The organism is Candidatus Endomicrobiellum pyrsonymphae, assembly GCF_020328025.1.
Lineage (GTDB): Bacteria > Elusimicrobiota > Endomicrobiia > Endomicrobiales > Endomicrobiaceae > Endomicrobiellum > Endomicrobiellum pyrsonymphae.
The window spans coordinates 1-14,081 of the sequence record NZ_JAIXMZ010000031.1 but is presented as its reverse complement, the minus strand read 5'-3'; the positions used below and the strand labels follow the sequence as shown (position 1 = coordinate 14,081).

The window sequence follows — 14,081 nt, the reverse complement described above, 5'->3', positions numbered from 1 at the left end:
CTAAATATACGCCTGTCCCTCTTACAACACAAGTTAGAGGATTGTCAGCACGATTTACAGGAAGTTCAGTTTCTTGCGCCAGCAACTCAGGAAACCCTTTTACAAGAGACCCGCCACCGCTTAATATTATTCCACGATCTATAAGATCTGCAGAAAGTTCTGCTGGAGTTTCTTCAAGAACATTTTTTACAATATCTACTATTTTTTTGATAGGATCCGCCAATGCATCTCTAACCTCTCCAGATGTAATCTTAACAGTTTTAGGAAGACCTGTAAGCAAATCTCTTCCTTTTACGTCCATTGCTAATTCTTCTTCGAGCGGGAACGCCGAACCTATTTTCATTTTGACTGATTCCGCTGTATTTTCACCAATCAGAAGATTATATTTACGTCTAAAATACTGAACTACCGCTTCATCCATCTTATCGCCTGCAACATCAAGAGACTTTGCCACAACCATTCCGCCTAGCGATATAACGGCTACTTCAGTCGTACCACCGCCAATATCAACTATCATGCTTCCTTCCGGATCATGTACAGGTATGCCCGCCCCTATTGCAGCAGCCATCGGTTCGTCAATAAGATAAACTTCCCTAGCGCCTGCCTGCTCCGCAGATTCTCTTACGGCTCTTCTTTCAACTTCAGTGATCCCTGAAGGGACGCCTATAACTACCCTGGGATGAAGGAGAGTTTTTTTATTGTGAACTTTTTTTATAAAATACCTGATCATTTTTTCAGTTGCTTCAAAATCTGCAATAACACCATTTCTCAAAGGTCTTACAGCAATAATATTTGCCGGGGTTTTACCCAGCATTTTTTTTGCTTCTATGCCTATGGCCAACACGCACTTTGTGTCACGTTCCATAGCTACCACAGAAGGTTCTCTTAAAGCAATATCTTTGCCCTTAATGTAAACGAGAACCGATGCCGTCCCAAGATCTATGCCCATATCATTTGAAAACAAACCAAAAATATAATCAAACATTTAAATTCCTCAAATACAGCCAACTAACTTTACAAGACTAGACGACTCTATACACGCAATCGACTAACTTTATATTGCGACGCATTAACATAAGATTGACAGACTACGAAACGCAAAAAAATGCAAGAAGCTGAAAATGAAACGAAAGATTACAGTCAACTAACTTTACGATTGGTGCATTGTACCAATGTGCCTTATCATTTATACAACTAATTTAACTATGGCAATATCCGCGCTGTCCCCGCGTCTTGTTCCAACTTTTATAATCTGCGTATATCCACCTTTTCTCTCTTTGTATCTTGGAGCCAAAATATCAAACATTTTTCTGACAACATCTTTTTTGTTTATTTCCCCGCTTATTGCTCGTATGGCGTTCAAATCGGCTTTTTTTGCCCTTGTTACAAGTTTTTCAGCATAGCTTACAAGTTCTTTTGCCTTCGGAAGCGTAGTTTCTATTTTTTCATGGAGAAATAACTCAGTTGCTAAACTGCGAAGCATCGATCTTCTATGCGAACTTGTAACTCCAAGCTTGCTTCCGTTGTAAGTTTTTATCATTTCTTTGCTCCACTTTTAGTTTTCATGCCAAACGTCAAATTCAATCTTTCAAGTTTCCCTTTGATCTCTTCAAACGAGCGCTTTCCGAGCTTAGCAAAATTTAACACATCCTCTTCTTTCACTTGAACCAAATCTCCAATAGTCTCAATCCCCACATTCATCAAACTGTTTGAAGCCTTTTTTGAAAGATCCATAAAATTGATACGCTGCTCTAAAATTCCTTCTTCGACGTAAATTTCTTCCTCCTCAATCACATCTTTTACAATAGATTCTTCAGAAGATTCTTCAGATTCTATAGCATCACCTGTAAAAATTACAAGACTGTTTCTTAATATTCTTACTGCCTTTATCAAGGCATCTTGAGGGGATATTGAACCATCAGTCCATATTTCTATAACAAGCCTGTCATAGTTAAGAACCTGCTCTACACGAGTGTTTTCAACTTCATAATTAACTTTTGTTACAGGAGAAAACAACGAGTCTAGAAGTATTGTCCCTACAGAATGCTTGTTTGATTTAAGCTCTTCGGAAAGAACATATCCCTTTCCTAAAGATACTTCCAATTCCATTTCAAGAGTTGCACCGTTATCCATATTTGCAATTTCCTGTTCAGGATTCATTATCGAAACATTAATGTTTGACTCTATATCTTTTGCAGTTACTTTCCCTGCTTTTTTAACTTTTAAATAAAGTTTTTCCGTCTCACCAGAGTGTAACTTTACTCTTATTTTTTTCAAATTTAAAACGATTTGAGCTACGTCTTCTTTAACGCCCTTTAAAACTGCAAATTCATGCAAAGCTCCCGTAACTTTTACAGAAGTAATGGCAGCGCCTTCAAGACTCGAAAGAAGAACTCTTCTCAGCGAATTTCCTATGGTGTGACCGTAACCGCGCTCAAACGGCTCTGCGGTAAAACGCCCATAAAATTTTGTTGCAGTTTTTTCTTCTAAAACAAGTTTGCGTAATTTCTCTAAATCCGGTGCTTTCATTCTTTATAACCTCACTTAACAGATCCTCTCGACTGTTAGTTTATTTTGAATAGTACTCGACAATAAGTTGACTGTTTATAGGATGCGAAACTTCTCCTGCAAGTGGCTCGCCTACAACTGTCCCGGCAACTTTGTTTTTATCAAAACTCAACCACGTAGGAACAGTTGATACTGTTTTTTCAACAAGTTTTTTTATAACAACACCTGCTTTATACTTTTCAGACACTGTTATAATATCGCCGATTTTTACTTGGTAACGCGGAACATCTATCTTTTTTTCGTTAACTAGAACATTGCCGTGGTTAACAACCTGTCTTGCCATTTTCTTAGACGAAGCAAGACCCAAGCGCGAAACTACATTATCAAGCCTCATCTCAAGAATTTTAAGCAAATTGTCACCGGTAGAACCTTTCATTTTTTCAGCTACTTCATAGTAATGGCTAAACTGTTCTTCGGTTAAGTCGTATATTCTTCTTGCCCTCTGCTTTTCACGCAAATGTTTTGCATAGTCGGACATCTTACTTTTTGTAGCTCCATGCTGTCCGGGACCATTTTTGCCTCTCTTTCTTTCAAGAGTGCAATTTGAAGAACATCTTTCCCCCTTCAGGAAAAGTTTTTCTTTTTCGCGACGACACAACTTACATACTGACCCTAAATAACGTGACATCTATTGAAGACCTCCAAGATTATTTGCATCTGTTTGAATAAACATCCATCGGCAACCGTTGTATCGAATATCATTTTTTGTTATACCCTTCTGGGTTTGGGCATACGGCATCCATCGTGAGGAACAGGAGTAATATCTTTTATAGCCGTTATGCCAAGACCGGAACTTTGCAAACCTCTGATTGCCGTTTCTCTTCCTGGACCGGGACCATTTACAAAAATCGCAACTTGCTTAACGCCAATGTCCATAGCTTTCTTACCCACTGCCACAGCCGTCATCTGAGCCGCAAAAGGAGTTCCCTTTTTTGCGCCTTTAAATCCCGAGCCACCGGCTGAAGCCCAAGACAATGTATTTCCTCTTTCGTCTGTTATATTAATAATCGTATTGTTAAACGTCGACAATATATAAGCCCTTGCCACACTGCCGGTATATTTCTTCTTCTTAGATCCACCGGTCTTTTTTTCTTCTGCCATACGTCCTCCGTATTTTACTTACGTTTTATTTATTTTTGCATAAACCAATTACTACAGTAACAATCTTCTTTAAAATAAGCAGATGAGCAAAGACTTGCGACGTAAAAATTCAAAAACTAAGCGTCAACTTAGCCTTTCTTGCCAGGAGTTGCAACAACTGCCTTACCCGCTCTTACAGTTTTTCTCTTTCCGCGTCTCGTACGACCATTGGTTTTAGATCTCTGCCCCCTTACGGGAAGATTTCTTCTATGGCGAGAACCCCTGTAACTTCCTATTTCTATAAGTCTTTTAATATTTGCTTGAATTTCTCTCCTGAGATCTCCCTCAACTTTTAAATTTTTGGTTATAATATTGTTCATCTTATTAACTTCTTCTTCTGTTAAATCTTTAACTCTTTTTGCAGGATCTAGAGCAAGCTCTGCAATAATTTCGTCTGATATGGCAGATCCAATACCGTAAACATATCTTAACGCTATATCAAGTCTTTTATTCTTTGGCAAATCCACTCCAGCTACACGAGCCATTATCTATCCTCCGGATTTCTTTACTTCTTTCTTTTATCCCATTACTATCTCGACACTAAAAAGCCTTTCAAAAAACTATTTCAGAGAAGGCAAAGAAACACCATCAAATCCATTTTACAAACCTCGACTAAAAACACTACCCCTGTCTCTGTTTGTGTCTTGGATCTGAACACACTACCCTTACTACGCTTTTGCGTTTTACTACTTTACACTTCTGACAAATTGGTTTTACTGATGCTCTGACTTTCATTTTAAACTCCATTTTATTTCTACGCTTTACTACACCTCATGTATTATACCACAAAACAACAACCTTTACATCCTTAAGTTTTACACCTAAATAACATTCGTCGTTGTTTTACATCGCTAATTCTTACTTCTCTCTGTACGTTATTCTGCCTCTTGTTAAGTCATAAGGCGAAAGTTCGACTTTCACTTTATCACCGGGAAGGATTTTTATATAATGCATTCTCATCTTACCGCAAATATGCGCCAAAATAATATGACCTCCCTCCATAATTTCTACTCTAAAAACTGCATTCGGCAGAGATTCCAAAATTTTTCCATCAACAATAATTTTCTCTTCTTTATTCATTCTATACCTTTGTTAAAATTTCGTAGCCATCTTCTGTTATTGCAACAGTATGCTCAAAGTGAGCGCTTAAACTGCCATCTCTTGTAACAACCGTCCAGTCATCGTCCAGCATATAAACTTCATAGCCACCGGCATTCACCATAGGCTCTATTGCAAGTACCATGCCTGGAAGAAGTTTAACACCTGTGTCTGCTTTGCCGTAATTGGGGATTTGAGGATCCTCATGTAAAGATCTTCCTATTCCATGTCCGACAAAATCTCTTACGACGGAAAACCCACCATTTTCTGCCGTTTCCTGAACTGCGCAAGAAATATCGCCAAGTCTATTACCCGGCAACGCTTGCTCAATCCCTTTCTGCAAAGACTGTTCCGTAACTCTAAGGAGCTTTGCAGCTGAGGTGGCGATACTGCCAACCGCGTAGGTTTTTGCTGCATCGCCATAATATCCTTCGTAAAGCACTCCCATATCTACAGAAACTATATCACCTGATTTAAGCACACGCGAAGCGTTAGGAATCCCGTGCACTACCTCGTCATTTACTGACACACATGCTGAAGACGGAAAAGGATACTTCATCCCTTGTACACCAAAAAATGCAGGTAACATCTTCAATGATCTTATATATTTTTCTGAAAAAACATCTATATCTTTCGTCGTTATTCCAGGCTTTATTATCTCGGAAAGCTTCTCCAAAATCTCGCCAACAACCTTGCCGGCAACTCTCATTTTTTCAATTTCTTTTGCCGTCTTTAATTCTATGTTCTGTCTTCTAAAAAACAATTTGCTTTCCCTTTGACACACAGCAGAACACCCACAGTTATGAACAACTCGCTTTAAGTTGTTCTGTTAAGTTTTAGCGCCACCCTGCCATTGCGAGACTTGCGACGTTTACAAGTCGTGGCAATCTCTAGACAACAACTTTGATATGCTTGCTTATTCGCTCAAACACTTCCGATTCGCTACTCAATCCGTCCACACCTATAAGCAACCCTGACTTCTTGTAATATTTAATCAAAGGCTTTGTTTGCTTTTCATAAACAGAAAATCTGTCTCTTACAATATCCTCTTTATCATCATTTCTCTGAACAAGTTCTTTGCCACAAAGATCACATCTGTTCGCTTCCTTCGGCGGAAGCATCGTTATATGATAACTTGCTCCGCAAGAGCAAACTCTCCTTCCCGCTATTCTTTTTATCGCTTCTTCAAAACAAACATCTATAAAAAACACTGCATCTATTTTTATATTTTCTGCCTTAAGTATTGCATCTAACTCTTCCGCTTGCTTTACTGTTCTTGGGAATCCATCTAAGAGAAATCCTTCTTTTACGTCGTCTTTTGTAAGACGATCCTTAACCATGCTAACAACTATCTCGTCAGAAACAAGCTGCCCTGATGCAAGAAGTTTACTTATAACTTCATTTGATTTTTTTGCTTCTCTAAACATATCGCCCGGTGATAAATGTACTATGCCAAACTTTTTTACAATTCTTTTAGCCTGTGTACCTTTCCCTGCTCCAGGAGACCCCATAAGTATATAATTCATTAATTTCAGTATCCCCTTACAAACCCATTTTAAGAGCGAAGCTTTTTAAATTGTTGACAAAGCATAATAGTTGAACACTAACGAATCGCTTTATTTGACGTTGAACCAACGACCTTTTATACGCCCCTCTTTCATAAACCCTTCGTAATGACGCATAATCAAATGTGACTCTATCTGTCCAATAGTATCAAGCGATACGCCTACTACAATAAGCAATGACGTCCCGCCAAAGAAAAACGGAGCGCTCATGGCGCGTCGCAAATAATCAGGCAAAACAGCTATACATGCAACAAACAATGCGCCACCAAGCGTAACTCTTTCTAAAACTTTTTGTATATATGTAGCTGTCGGATCACCTGGTCTTATTCCGGGAACAAATCCGCCAGATTTTTTCATATTTTCAGCTAGATCTTTAGGATTAAAAGATATAGAATTATAGAAATAACAGAAGAAAATAACTAAAAACGCATAAACTGCACTATATATTATGGATCCATCATTAAACAATTCAGAAATCCTTTTAGCTATAGGAAAATTCCAAATTGTCCACCCAGGAGAAAACTGAGCTATGATCAAAGGCGCAGATAAAATTGACATTGAAAATATTACGGCAATAACGCCAGACTGATCAACTTTTATCGGCAAAAACGACGTTTGTCCGCCATACATTTTTCTTCCAACCATTTTTTTTGCATAATGGATAGGAATTTTTCTTTGAGCTGTTTCGATCCAAACAACTGAAATTAGCACAGCAATCACAATAGTTGCGAGGAATAAAACAAATAAAATAGAAAGCTCTTCCATTTGCACAAGCTTGATAATACTAAGAACCGCATGAGGTAATCTTTCTACTATACCTGCAAAAATTATAAGAGATATTCCATTGCCAATTCCTCTCTCTGTAACCTGTTCTCCAAGCCACATGATTAAGACCGTTCCTGTAATCAAAGTTGCAACAGTCAATGAAACCCAAGACCACGATGGATCAACGACTATGCTCATTCCTGAAGGAGTTGGCATTCTTGTTATTGCCATTGTCAAGCCAAAAGACTGCATCGTACCCAATATGAGCGTTCCGTATCTTGTGATTTGCGTAAGTCTTTTTCTTCCCTGCTCGCCCTCCTTCGCAAGCCTGTCTAAGTAAGGAACGAGATGCGCTCCCTGCATTAAACTCATAATAATTGATGCGTTGATATACGGCATAATACCCATCGAAAAAATCGACATTCTGTTGAGTGCGCCGCCTGAAAACATATCCAAAAAACCTAACAAACCATTCATCTGAGCTGCAAACAAAGACTTTACAGCTTCACTATTTATGCCCGGAATCGGAACCGTAGCTCCTATTCTATAAGCAACAATTATAAGCAATGTAAATACAACTCTTTTTCTTAGTTCAGGCACCTTAAATATATCAGTGAAACTTTTTAGCATAGCTTTTTCCCGTTAAACTTAAATACACAAAACGAAGAGTGCCAAACACATGAGAAATATTTTACGATGAGAGATAACTCCTAACACCAATACCATCCTCGATAAAAACATTCGGGGATAAACTCTAGACCTCGTCTGACACCCCCAATATCCCGACAATGCCGTTGACATCGCCACACTTTTTAAAAAAGGAGAACGGAAAGAGGAACCAACGACTCATACATTTGTCGCTACGCATAGCCAATTACTTCATACTTTTACTTAACAACTTCAGCTTTTCCGCCTGCAGCTTGAATTTTTTCAAGAGCAGATCTTGAAAAGGCTGCAACCTTAATCGTCAGAGATTTTTTGAGTTCACCAACTCCTAAAATTTTCACAAGTCTCGTCGTTCCCACAAGACCAGCTTCTTTTAACACTGCTGGAGTGACTTCAACACCCACTTCAAATTTATTCAAACTTCCAACGTTAACAATTTCATATTCTTTACGAAACTGATTGGTAAATCCTCTCTTAGGAATTCTCCTAAAAACAGGCATCTGTCCGCCTTCAAAACCTATTTTTTTAGCTCCGTCACCGGAACGAGATTTTTGACCCTTAGAACCGCGGGTAGATGTTCGCCCGCGTCCGGAACCTACTCCGCGTCCTACAATTTTCTTTCTATGTTTTGAGCCTTTTGCAGGTCGTAAATTATCCAAACCTATCATATTTCAGCAACCTCTTTCTCTCTGATTTTGGCAACCTCCTCCTTTGAACGGAGTTCTTTAAGAGCTTCTATCGTTGCATAAACTACGTTAAAAGGATTTGAAGAGCGCATTGATTTTGTAAGAATATCTCTAATTCCTACAGCCTCAAGAACTGCTCTTACAGCTCCTCCGGCTATAACACCGGTTCCCGGAGCCGCGGGCTTTAACAGAACTTTTCCTGCTCCTGAAACACCAATTATTTCGTGTGGGATGGTGCTTCCTTTAAGTTGAACTGGGATCATATGCTTCGAAGCGTGCACGCTACCTTTTTGAATTGCAGCCTGCACCTCATTCGCTTTACCGAGTCCACAGCCCACTTTACCGGTCCCATCGCCTACTACTACCAAAGCATTAAAAGAAAACCTCTTTCCACCTTTAACAACTTTTGAAACTCTGTTAACGGCAACAACTATCTCTTTTAGACCACTGTTATTTTGTTGTTGTTTTCCTATTTTTTCAGCCAACTTGTCCTCCCAAAAACTACGTTTACATTTATTTTATTAAATTTACTTACCTACAAACGCGTGAAAAGTACTTTACGACGAGATGAAAACCCTCGACTCTATCAATACTTCGTCAGGCTTAGCCTGACATCATCTTATACTCCGCCAAGCTACGCTCGCGACCACCCCTTTCAATGAAAGAGAATCACGACGAGAAAAAGGAACTAACGACAACATGAATTCCCGCGAAAGCTGAAAGACAACTGCGAGTTTACTCTCGAACGCTTAACCTAGGACAACTACTAAAACTCTAAACCGTTCTCTCTAGCGGCATCTGCAAGAGCTTTAATTTTGCCCGTGTACTCGTATCCTCTACGATCAAAGACAATTTTTTTTATGCCTTTTTCAGCTGCTTTTTTTGCAACTAAATCACCCACGGATTTAGCCGCGACAACAGTATCGGTAACATTCAACTTCCCTTTAAGTTCAGGAGACAATGTTGACGCAGAAACAATAGTAATACCCTTGCTATCGTCAATTATCTGCGCATAAATATGCTTATGTCCGCGATGAATACTCAAGCGCGGTCTTCCTTCTGTTCCCGTGATTTTACTTCTAACCCTTTTTACACGATAATCAAATCTTTCGCTCGAATCTTTCATCTAATATCCTTTTCTATCAATGACTGCAAAAACTACTATTTTTTCCCTGCTGCCGCAGCTTTTCCAGCTTTTCTTATAATTTTCTCGCCCAAATATCTAATACCAAAACCTTTGTATGGTTCAGGCGGCTTTACAGCTCTAATCCTAGCGGCAAACGCTCCAACTTCATATTTATCTGTTCCAGTTACCACAATTAGAGTATTTTTATCAGGCGTAAGAGCTACCGTAACTTTTACAGTAGAAGGAATCTGAAGATTCACCAAATGTGAAAAACCAACAGCTAAGATTAATTTTTTTCCGCCTTCTATGTTTGCTTTATAGCCAAGTCCTATTGCCTCAAGCTCTTTTTTAAAACCCTTTGTAACACCTTCAACCATGTTTACAACAAGACCCCTTATGAGACCATGCAGCATATTATGCTCGCGAGATTCTCCAAGCGCCTCGACAAGAATGCCATCCTTGTCAATTTTTATGCCCATTCTATTATCAATTGTCTGTGAAAGTTTTCCGCCGGGACCCGTCACTTCTAGAACTCCATTTTTAAACTCTGCTTTCACTTTTTCCGACACCTGAACCGGTTTTTTACCCAAGCGACTCATTTTTGATCCTCAATATTAATTTTTTACAGAAAGAGGTACGACTCACTCTATTCAACCTCTCCCCCTTCACTGAAAGGGGAATTAAAAAAATGGAAGAGAGGAAACAATGCTGTACATCTTTCATACGGTTATCGTATATAATTACCAAACGTACCCTATTATTTCTCCGCCAATTTTATCTTTTCTTACCTGTCTATCGGTCATTAAGCCTTTAGAAGTAGAAACTATTGTAACACCCAATCCACCAACGGTTTTAGGCATATCTTCATAACCTCTGTAGATTCTCAAACTAGACTTCGACGCCCTCTTAATTCCCCGAAGAACAGCTTTTCCCGCAACAGTATATTTAAGATAAACTCTCAAAACACCCTGCTTATGATCTTCAATATTCTTATAGTCTGAAATATAGCCTTCTTCTTTTAGAATCTTTGCTATCTCCATTTTCATTTTTGAAGATGGAATATCGACTTTTTCGTGTGATTTTACGTTTGCATTACGAATGCGAGCGAACATATCTGAAATTGGATCTGTAATCATTCAACCGACCTCTTTAAAAGTTATTACCAACTTGATTTTGTAAGACCTGGTATTTCGCCATTGTGCGCTAATTTGCGCAAGCATATTCTGCAAAGACCAAAATCTCTATAAAAGCCACGCGGTCTTCCACACAGGCGACATCTGTTCCTGTACCGTGTCGCAAATTTCTGAGGTTTACGCATCTTTGCTTCTGCTGAAGTTGTTGCCATAGAAAAATATCCTTTGCTTTATTTGCTTGTTTCTATTTATTGTCTCTTTTTTTGAACGGCATACCAAGAGCTTCTAGCAACGATTTTGCATGCTCGTTTTCCTTAGCCGTCGTTACGATAGTAATATTCATACCTCTAGCTTTATCTGATTTTTCAACGTTAATTTCAGGAAAAATATACTGCTCTGTAAGCCCCAAGTTGAAATTGCCCCTCCCATCAAACCCATTAGGCTCGATTCCTCTGAAATCTCTTATACGAGGTATCGCAACATTTATAAGTCTATCTAGAAATTCATACATCATCGCACTTCTGAGAGTTACTTTAATACCTATCGGCATTCCCTGACGTATCTTAAAGTTTGACACAGACTGTTTTGCGCGACACACCAAAGGCTTTTGACCTGTGATAGACGCAAGCTCTGCAGTTGCAACATCCAAAACCTTAATGTTTTCTTTTGCTTCGCTCAACCCGATATTTACAACAATCTTGGCAAGTTTGGGAATCTGATGAATATTTTTAAAGTTGAACTGTTTCATCAATTCATTTACTACATTTTTTCGATAAAATTCTTTTAAACGAGGTTGATTCATTATTCTTTCCTTATTCCTTACCTATCTTTGTTACTTGAGACTTAAAGCATTTTGATCTTTTATTTTAAAATATTTGGTGTCAGAGATAATTCTAGTATATGCACCATCATTCTTGTTACAACCTACAAAAACAAAAACTCCATTTCTATATATGTCGTCCATGCAGTATCAAAAAGCTAGCAGGCACACAACTGTTATTAAAAGTTTAAATGCCTTATACATTACAACATTCCTCTGAAGCGTTATATGATCATCTCCCCGCATTTGCGACATACTCTTACCTTCTTTCCATCAGAAAGTCTGTCAAACTTAGGTCTCGAAGACTGACCACATTTTGGACATACAAGCATAACCTTGCTTATAGCAAGAGGCGCTTCTTTCTCGCGAATGCCACCTCCTGGATCCTTCTGAGTAGGCTTTGTATGTCTTTTTACAAAATTTATTTTTGAAACTATGACTCTAGCTTTATCCGGAAAAACATCAAGAACTTCACCCTGCTTCCCTTTATCCTTTCCAGATAAAACTACAACTTTGTCTTTCTTCTTAATATTAAACATTTTTATTTCCTATTTATATTTCCTTTTTTCTTCTGTGTCACGTCGAGGAAGCAACCATTTCGTTTTCAAAATATCTAGACTAATGCACTGAGTCTTTAGTTAACTTTTGATCTTCTAGCTTCTTAAAGCCTTCGGCTTTCAGAATGACAACATTACAGAACACCAACTACACTACTTCCGGGGCCAAAGAAATTATCTTAAGATAATTTCTTTCCCTAAGTTCTCTCGCAACCGGTCCGAAGATACGAGTTCCCTTGGGTTCGCCCTCATCGTTAATGATTACCGCCGCATTGTCATCAAACTTAACATAGGTTCCATCTGTCCGACGAATTTCCTTTACCGTGCGAACCACTACGGCTTTAACAACTTCGCCTTTTTTAATACTTGCATGCGGCAATGCATCTTGAACTGACGCATGAATTATATCTCCGATACTTGCGTAACGGTGTCTCAAACCTTTTGTAACTCTGAAGCAACGAATCTTTTTTGCTCCCGAATTATCTGCTACATCTAAAATAGTTCTTTCCTGTATCATCCTTTTATCCTTCGACAAATTTTCATTTTTAGATTTCCGACGTTTTACTTACAACTTCAATCAACACCCATCTCTTTGTTTTTGACAACGGTCTTGACTCCATTATTTTAACCGTATCACCTACATGAGAAGAATTCTTATCATCATGTACAGCAAATTTGCTTTTGCTACGAAGCACGCGACCGTACAAGGAATGGCGATATGTTCTCTCTACAGAAACCAATCTCGTTTTATTGTTTTTATCACTTACAACTATGCCCGTACGACACTTACGTTTTCCACGTTCTGACATTGTTCCTTCCTATTATTTATCTTATTTTGGACTCTTTTTTCTGAGCAATAAGCGTTTTAATTCTTGCTACGTTTCTTCTGATATTCCTAATTTCAAGAGGATTTTTCACAGGCGTTGTTAAATGGCGAAATTTTAATTTAAAAAGCTTGTCCTGCAACTCGCTAAGTTTTGCACCGAGCTCAACATCCGTCATATTTTTCATTTCGTTCCAATCTTTACTTTTCATCGTATCCTCAAATATCTGCTCTGAGTAAAATTTTTGTACGTATAGGAAGTTTATTCGATGCAAGCGTCAGAGCTTTTCTCGCTTCAGCATCCGGAATGCCTTCCATTTCAAACATTACTCTTCCAGGCTTTACTACCGCAACCCAAAATAGAGGATCACCTTTACCTTTGCCCATTCTCGTTTCGGCAGGCTTCTTTGTAATTGGTTTATCAGGGAATATTCTGACCCAAATTTTTCCGCCTTTTTTAATGAACCTTGCGAGCGTCACACGAGCTGCTTCTATTTGATTGCTGTTCATCCACACAGGCTCAAGAGCTTGAAGACCGTATTTTCCGAAGATCAAGCAGGTACCGCCTTTCGCTTTGCCCTTCATTCTTCCCCTGTGTGTCTTTCTATATTTAACTCTTTTTGGCATCAACATATAAATTCCTCTGCCCTTATTTATGTCTTAAACTATTTAGGGTTTTTTCGTCGTTTGAGCTATCGTTTGCTCTGCTATCTCTGACGCATCCACCAGTTTCGCTTCTTCAACCAGTTCCTTGATCGTTTTTTTGAAAAGCTCTTTTTTAAATATCCAAACTTTAACGCCAATCTGACCCATAGTTGTATAAGCCTCAGCAAAACCATAGTCTATATCTGCTCTGAAGGTCTGCAAAGGAATTCTTCCCTCTTTAAGCCACTCAGTTCTTGCAATTTCTGCTCCACCAAGTCTGCCTGCAACCATAACTTTTATCCCATTAGCGCCCGCTGCCATTGCCTTTTCAATTGTTTTCTTCATTGCTCTTCTAAATGCAATTTGTTTTTCCAATTGGAAGGCAATGCCTTCAGCTACAAGCTGAGCATCAATTTCAGGTCTCTTAATTTCCATAACGTTCACAAAGGTTTTCTTCGCTGTCATGGACTCAATTTCTTTTCTCAAATT

General features: G+C 38.7%; 24 protein-coding genes. All 24 read right to left on the bottom strand.

Features of this window, described 5'->3' with window-relative positions; all coding sequences use genetic code 11:
- The coding region (locus LE180_RS03790) for a rod shape-determining protein (RefSeq protein ID WP_374134143.1) at positions 1-985 on the bottom strand (985 nt) is incomplete at its 3' end.
- A 201-nt stretch (positions 986-1,186) separates the two neighbouring features.
- On the bottom strand, positions 1,187-1,540 hold the full coding sequence (rplQ, locus tag LE180_RS03785; protein ID WP_374134142.1) for a 50S ribosomal protein L17: 354 nt from the start codon (positions 1,538-1,540) through the stop codon (positions 1,187-1,189).
- Complete coding sequence (locus LE180_RS03780; protein WP_374134141.1) at positions 1,537-2,529, bottom strand: DNA-directed RNA polymerase subunit alpha; 993 nt, start codon at positions 2,527-2,529, stop codon at positions 1,537-1,539. Before LE180_RS03780 ends, rplQ begins: the two co-directional genes overlap by 4 nt.
- 40 nt (positions 2,530-2,569) lie before the next feature.
- On the bottom strand, positions 2,570-3,196 hold the full coding sequence (gene rpsD / locus LE180_RS03775; RefSeq protein ID WP_374134140.1) for a 30S ribosomal protein S4: 627 nt from the start codon (positions 3,194-3,196) through the stop codon (positions 2,570-2,572).
- 80 nt (positions 3,197-3,276) lie between these two features.
- Positions 3,277-3,669: a 30S ribosomal protein S11 gene (gene rpsK, locus LE180_RS03770; protein ID WP_374134139.1), complete on the bottom strand. Its 393-nt coding sequence runs from the start codon at positions 3,667-3,669 to the stop codon at positions 3,277-3,279.
- 128 nt (positions 3,670-3,797) lie between these two features.
- Positions 3,798-4,193 (bottom strand): 30S ribosomal protein S13, encoded by a 396-nt coding sequence (rpsM, locus tag LE180_RS03765; protein ID WP_374134138.1) that lies wholly within the window; start codon positions 4,191-4,193, stop codon positions 3,798-3,800.
- 136 nt (positions 4,194-4,329) lie between these two features.
- Positions 4,330-4,443: a 50S ribosomal protein L36 gene (rpmJ, locus tag LE180_RS03760; protein ID WP_374134137.1), complete on the bottom strand. Its 114-nt coding sequence runs from the start codon at positions 4,441-4,443 to the stop codon at positions 4,330-4,332.
- A gap of 123 nt (positions 4,444-4,566) precedes the next feature.
- Positions 4,567-4,788 (bottom strand): translation initiation factor IF-1, encoded by a 222-nt coding sequence (gene infA, locus LE180_RS03755; protein ID WP_374134136.1) that lies wholly within the window; start codon positions 4,786-4,788, stop codon positions 4,567-4,569.
- Between the two features lies 1 nt (position 4,789).
- Positions 4,790-5,590 carry a type I methionyl aminopeptidase gene (gene map, locus LE180_RS03750; RefSeq protein WP_374134135.1) on the bottom strand — a complete coding sequence of 267 codons (801 nt, stop codon included), beginning with the start codon at positions 5,588-5,590 and terminating at the stop codon, positions 4,790-4,792.
- Between the two features lie 106 nt (positions 5,591-5,696).
- Positions 5,697-6,332: an adenylate kinase gene (locus tag LE180_RS03745; protein ID WP_374134134.1), complete on the bottom strand. Its 636-nt coding sequence runs from the start codon at positions 6,330-6,332 to the stop codon at positions 5,697-5,699.
- A 90-nt stretch (positions 6,333-6,422) separates the two neighbouring features.
- Positions 6,423-7,766, bottom strand: a complete 1,344-nt coding sequence (secY, locus tag LE180_RS03740) for a preprotein translocase subunit SecY (protein WP_374134133.1) — start codon at positions 7,764-7,766, stop codon at positions 6,423-6,425.
- A gap of 257 nt (positions 7,767-8,023) precedes the next feature.
- Positions 8,024-8,467, bottom strand: coding sequence for a 50S ribosomal protein L15 (rplO, locus tag LE180_RS03735; RefSeq protein WP_374134145.1), 444 nt, complete (start codon positions 8,465-8,467; stop codon positions 8,024-8,026).
- Positions 8,467-8,961, bottom strand: coding sequence for a 30S ribosomal protein S5 (gene rpsE / locus LE180_RS03730; protein WP_374134144.1), 495 nt, complete (start codon positions 8,959-8,961; stop codon positions 8,467-8,469). Before rpsE ends, rplO begins: the two co-directional genes overlap by 1 nt.
- A gap of 293 nt (positions 8,962-9,254) precedes the next feature.
- Positions 9,255-9,614: a 50S ribosomal protein L18 gene (gene rplR, locus LE180_RS03725; protein WP_374134132.1), complete on the bottom strand. Its 360-nt coding sequence runs from the start codon at positions 9,612-9,614 to the stop codon at positions 9,255-9,257.
- A gap of 35 nt (positions 9,615-9,649) precedes the next feature.
- On the bottom strand, positions 9,650-10,213 hold the full coding sequence (gene rplF / locus LE180_RS03720; RefSeq protein WP_374134131.1) for a 50S ribosomal protein L6: 564 nt from the start codon (positions 10,211-10,213) through the stop codon (positions 9,650-9,652).
- 141 nt (positions 10,214-10,354) lie between these two features.
- Positions 10,355-10,750, bottom strand: coding sequence for a 30S ribosomal protein S8 (gene rpsH, locus LE180_RS03715; protein WP_374134130.1), 396 nt, complete (start codon positions 10,748-10,750; stop codon positions 10,355-10,357).
- 23 nt (positions 10,751-10,773) lie between these two features.
- Complete coding sequence (locus tag LE180_RS03710; protein ID WP_374134129.1) at positions 10,774-10,959, bottom strand: type Z 30S ribosomal protein S14; 186 nt, start codon at positions 10,957-10,959, stop codon at positions 10,774-10,776.
- A 32-nt stretch (positions 10,960-10,991) separates the two neighbouring features.
- Positions 10,992-11,549, bottom strand: a complete 558-nt coding sequence (gene rplE, locus LE180_RS03705; protein WP_374134128.1) for a 50S ribosomal protein L5 — start codon at positions 11,547-11,549, stop codon at positions 10,992-10,994.
- Positions 11,550-11,791: 242 nt separating this feature from the next.
- Positions 11,792-12,106, bottom strand: a complete 315-nt coding sequence (rplX, locus tag LE180_RS03700; protein ID WP_374134127.1) for a 50S ribosomal protein L24 — start codon at positions 12,104-12,106, stop codon at positions 11,792-11,794.
- A gap of 166 nt (positions 12,107-12,272) precedes the next feature.
- A complete protein-coding gene (rplN, locus tag LE180_RS03695; RefSeq protein ID WP_374134126.1) occupies positions 12,273-12,641 on the bottom strand; it encodes a 50S ribosomal protein L14 in 369 nt (122 codons plus the stop codon).
- Positions 12,642-12,669: 28 nt separating this feature from the next.
- A complete protein-coding gene (rpsQ, locus tag LE180_RS03690) occupies positions 12,670-12,933 on the bottom strand; it encodes a 30S ribosomal protein S17 (RefSeq protein WP_374134125.1) in 264 nt (87 codons plus the stop codon).
- 16 nt (positions 12,934-12,949) lie between these two features.
- On the bottom strand, positions 12,950-13,159 hold the full coding sequence (gene rpmC, locus LE180_RS03685) for a 50S ribosomal protein L29 (protein WP_374134124.1): 210 nt from the start codon (positions 13,157-13,159) through the stop codon (positions 12,950-12,952).
- Between the two features lie 7 nt (positions 13,160-13,166).
- Positions 13,167-13,580: a 50S ribosomal protein L16 gene (gene rplP, locus LE180_RS03680; protein ID WP_374134123.1), complete on the bottom strand. Its 414-nt coding sequence runs from the start codon at positions 13,578-13,580 to the stop codon at positions 13,167-13,169.
- 36 nt (positions 13,581-13,616) lie between these two features.
- On the bottom strand, positions 13,617-14,081 hold a 465-nt coding region (gene rpsC, locus LE180_RS03675; RefSeq protein WP_374134122.1), incomplete at its 5' end, for a 30S ribosomal protein S3.

Bases quoted from the DNA above. Each gene is read 5' to 3' on its own strand.
- rplQ (WP_374134142.1), bottom strand. From the start codon at position 1,540: ATGATAAAAACTTACAACGGAAGCAAGCTTGGAGTTACAAGTTCGCAT.
- secY (WP_374134133.1), bottom strand. From the start codon at position 7,766: ATGCTAAAAAGTTTCACTGATATATTTAAGGTGCCTGAACTAAGAAAA.
- rpsM (WP_374134138.1), bottom strand. From the start codon at position 4,193: ATGGCTCGTGTAGCTGGAGTGGATTTGCCAAAGAATAAAAGACTTGAT.
- rpsQ (WP_374134125.1), bottom strand. From the start codon at position 12,933: ATGTCAGAACGTGGAAAACGTAAGTGTCGTACGGGCATAGTTGTAAGT.
- rplN (WP_374134126.1), bottom strand. From the start codon at position 12,641: ATGATACAGGAAAGAACTATTTTAGATGTAGCAGATAATTCGGGAGCA.
- rpmJ (WP_374134137.1), bottom strand. From the start codon at position 4,443: ATGAAAGTCAGAGCATCAGTAAAACCAATTTGTCAGAAGTGTAAAGTA.
- rpsH (WP_374134130.1), bottom strand. From the start codon at position 10,750: ATGATTACAGATCCAATTTCAGATATGTTCGCTCGCATTCGTAATGCA.
- rplX (WP_374134127.1), bottom strand. From the start codon at position 12,106: ATGTTTAATATTAAGAAGAAAGACAAAGTTGTAGTTTTATCTGGAAAG.
- rplE (WP_374134128.1), bottom strand. From the start codon at position 11,549: ATGAATCAACCTCGTTTAAAAGAATTTTATCGAAAAAATGTAGTAAAT.
- rpmC (WP_374134124.1), bottom strand. From the start codon at position 13,159: ATGAAAAGTAAAGATTGGAACGAAATGAAAAATATGACGGATGTTGAG.
- rplP (WP_374134123.1), bottom strand. From the start codon at position 13,580: ATGTTGATGCCAAAAAGAGTTAAATATAGAAAGACACACAGGGGAAGA.
- LE180_RS03745 (WP_374134134.1), bottom strand. From the start codon at position 6,332: ATGAATTATATACTTATGGGGTCTCCTGGAGCAGGGAAAGGTACACAG.
- LE180_RS03710 (WP_374134129.1), bottom strand. From the start codon at position 10,959: ATGGCAACAACTTCAGCAGAAGCAAAGATGCGTAAACCTCAGAAATTT.
- LE180_RS03780 (WP_374134141.1), bottom strand. From the start codon at position 2,529: ATGAAAGCACCGGATTTAGAGAAATTACGCAAACTTGTTTTAGAAGAA.
- infA (WP_374134136.1), bottom strand. From the start codon at position 4,788: ATGAATAAAGAAGAGAAAATTATTGTTGATGGAAAAATTTTGGAATCT.
- rplF (WP_374134131.1), bottom strand. From the start codon at position 10,213: ATGAGTCGCTTGGGTAAAAAACCGGTTCAGGTGTCGGAAAAAGTGAAA.
- rplR (WP_374134132.1), bottom strand. From the start codon at position 9,614: ATGAAAGATTCGAGCGAAAGATTTGATTATCGTGTAAAAAGGGTTAGA.
- rpsK (WP_374134139.1), bottom strand. From the start codon at position 3,669: ATGGCAGAAGAAAAAAAGACCGGTGGATCTAAGAAGAAGAAATATACC.
- rpsD (WP_374134140.1), bottom strand. From the start codon at position 3,196: ATGTCACGTTATTTAGGGTCAGTATGTAAGTTGTGTCGTCGCGAAAAA.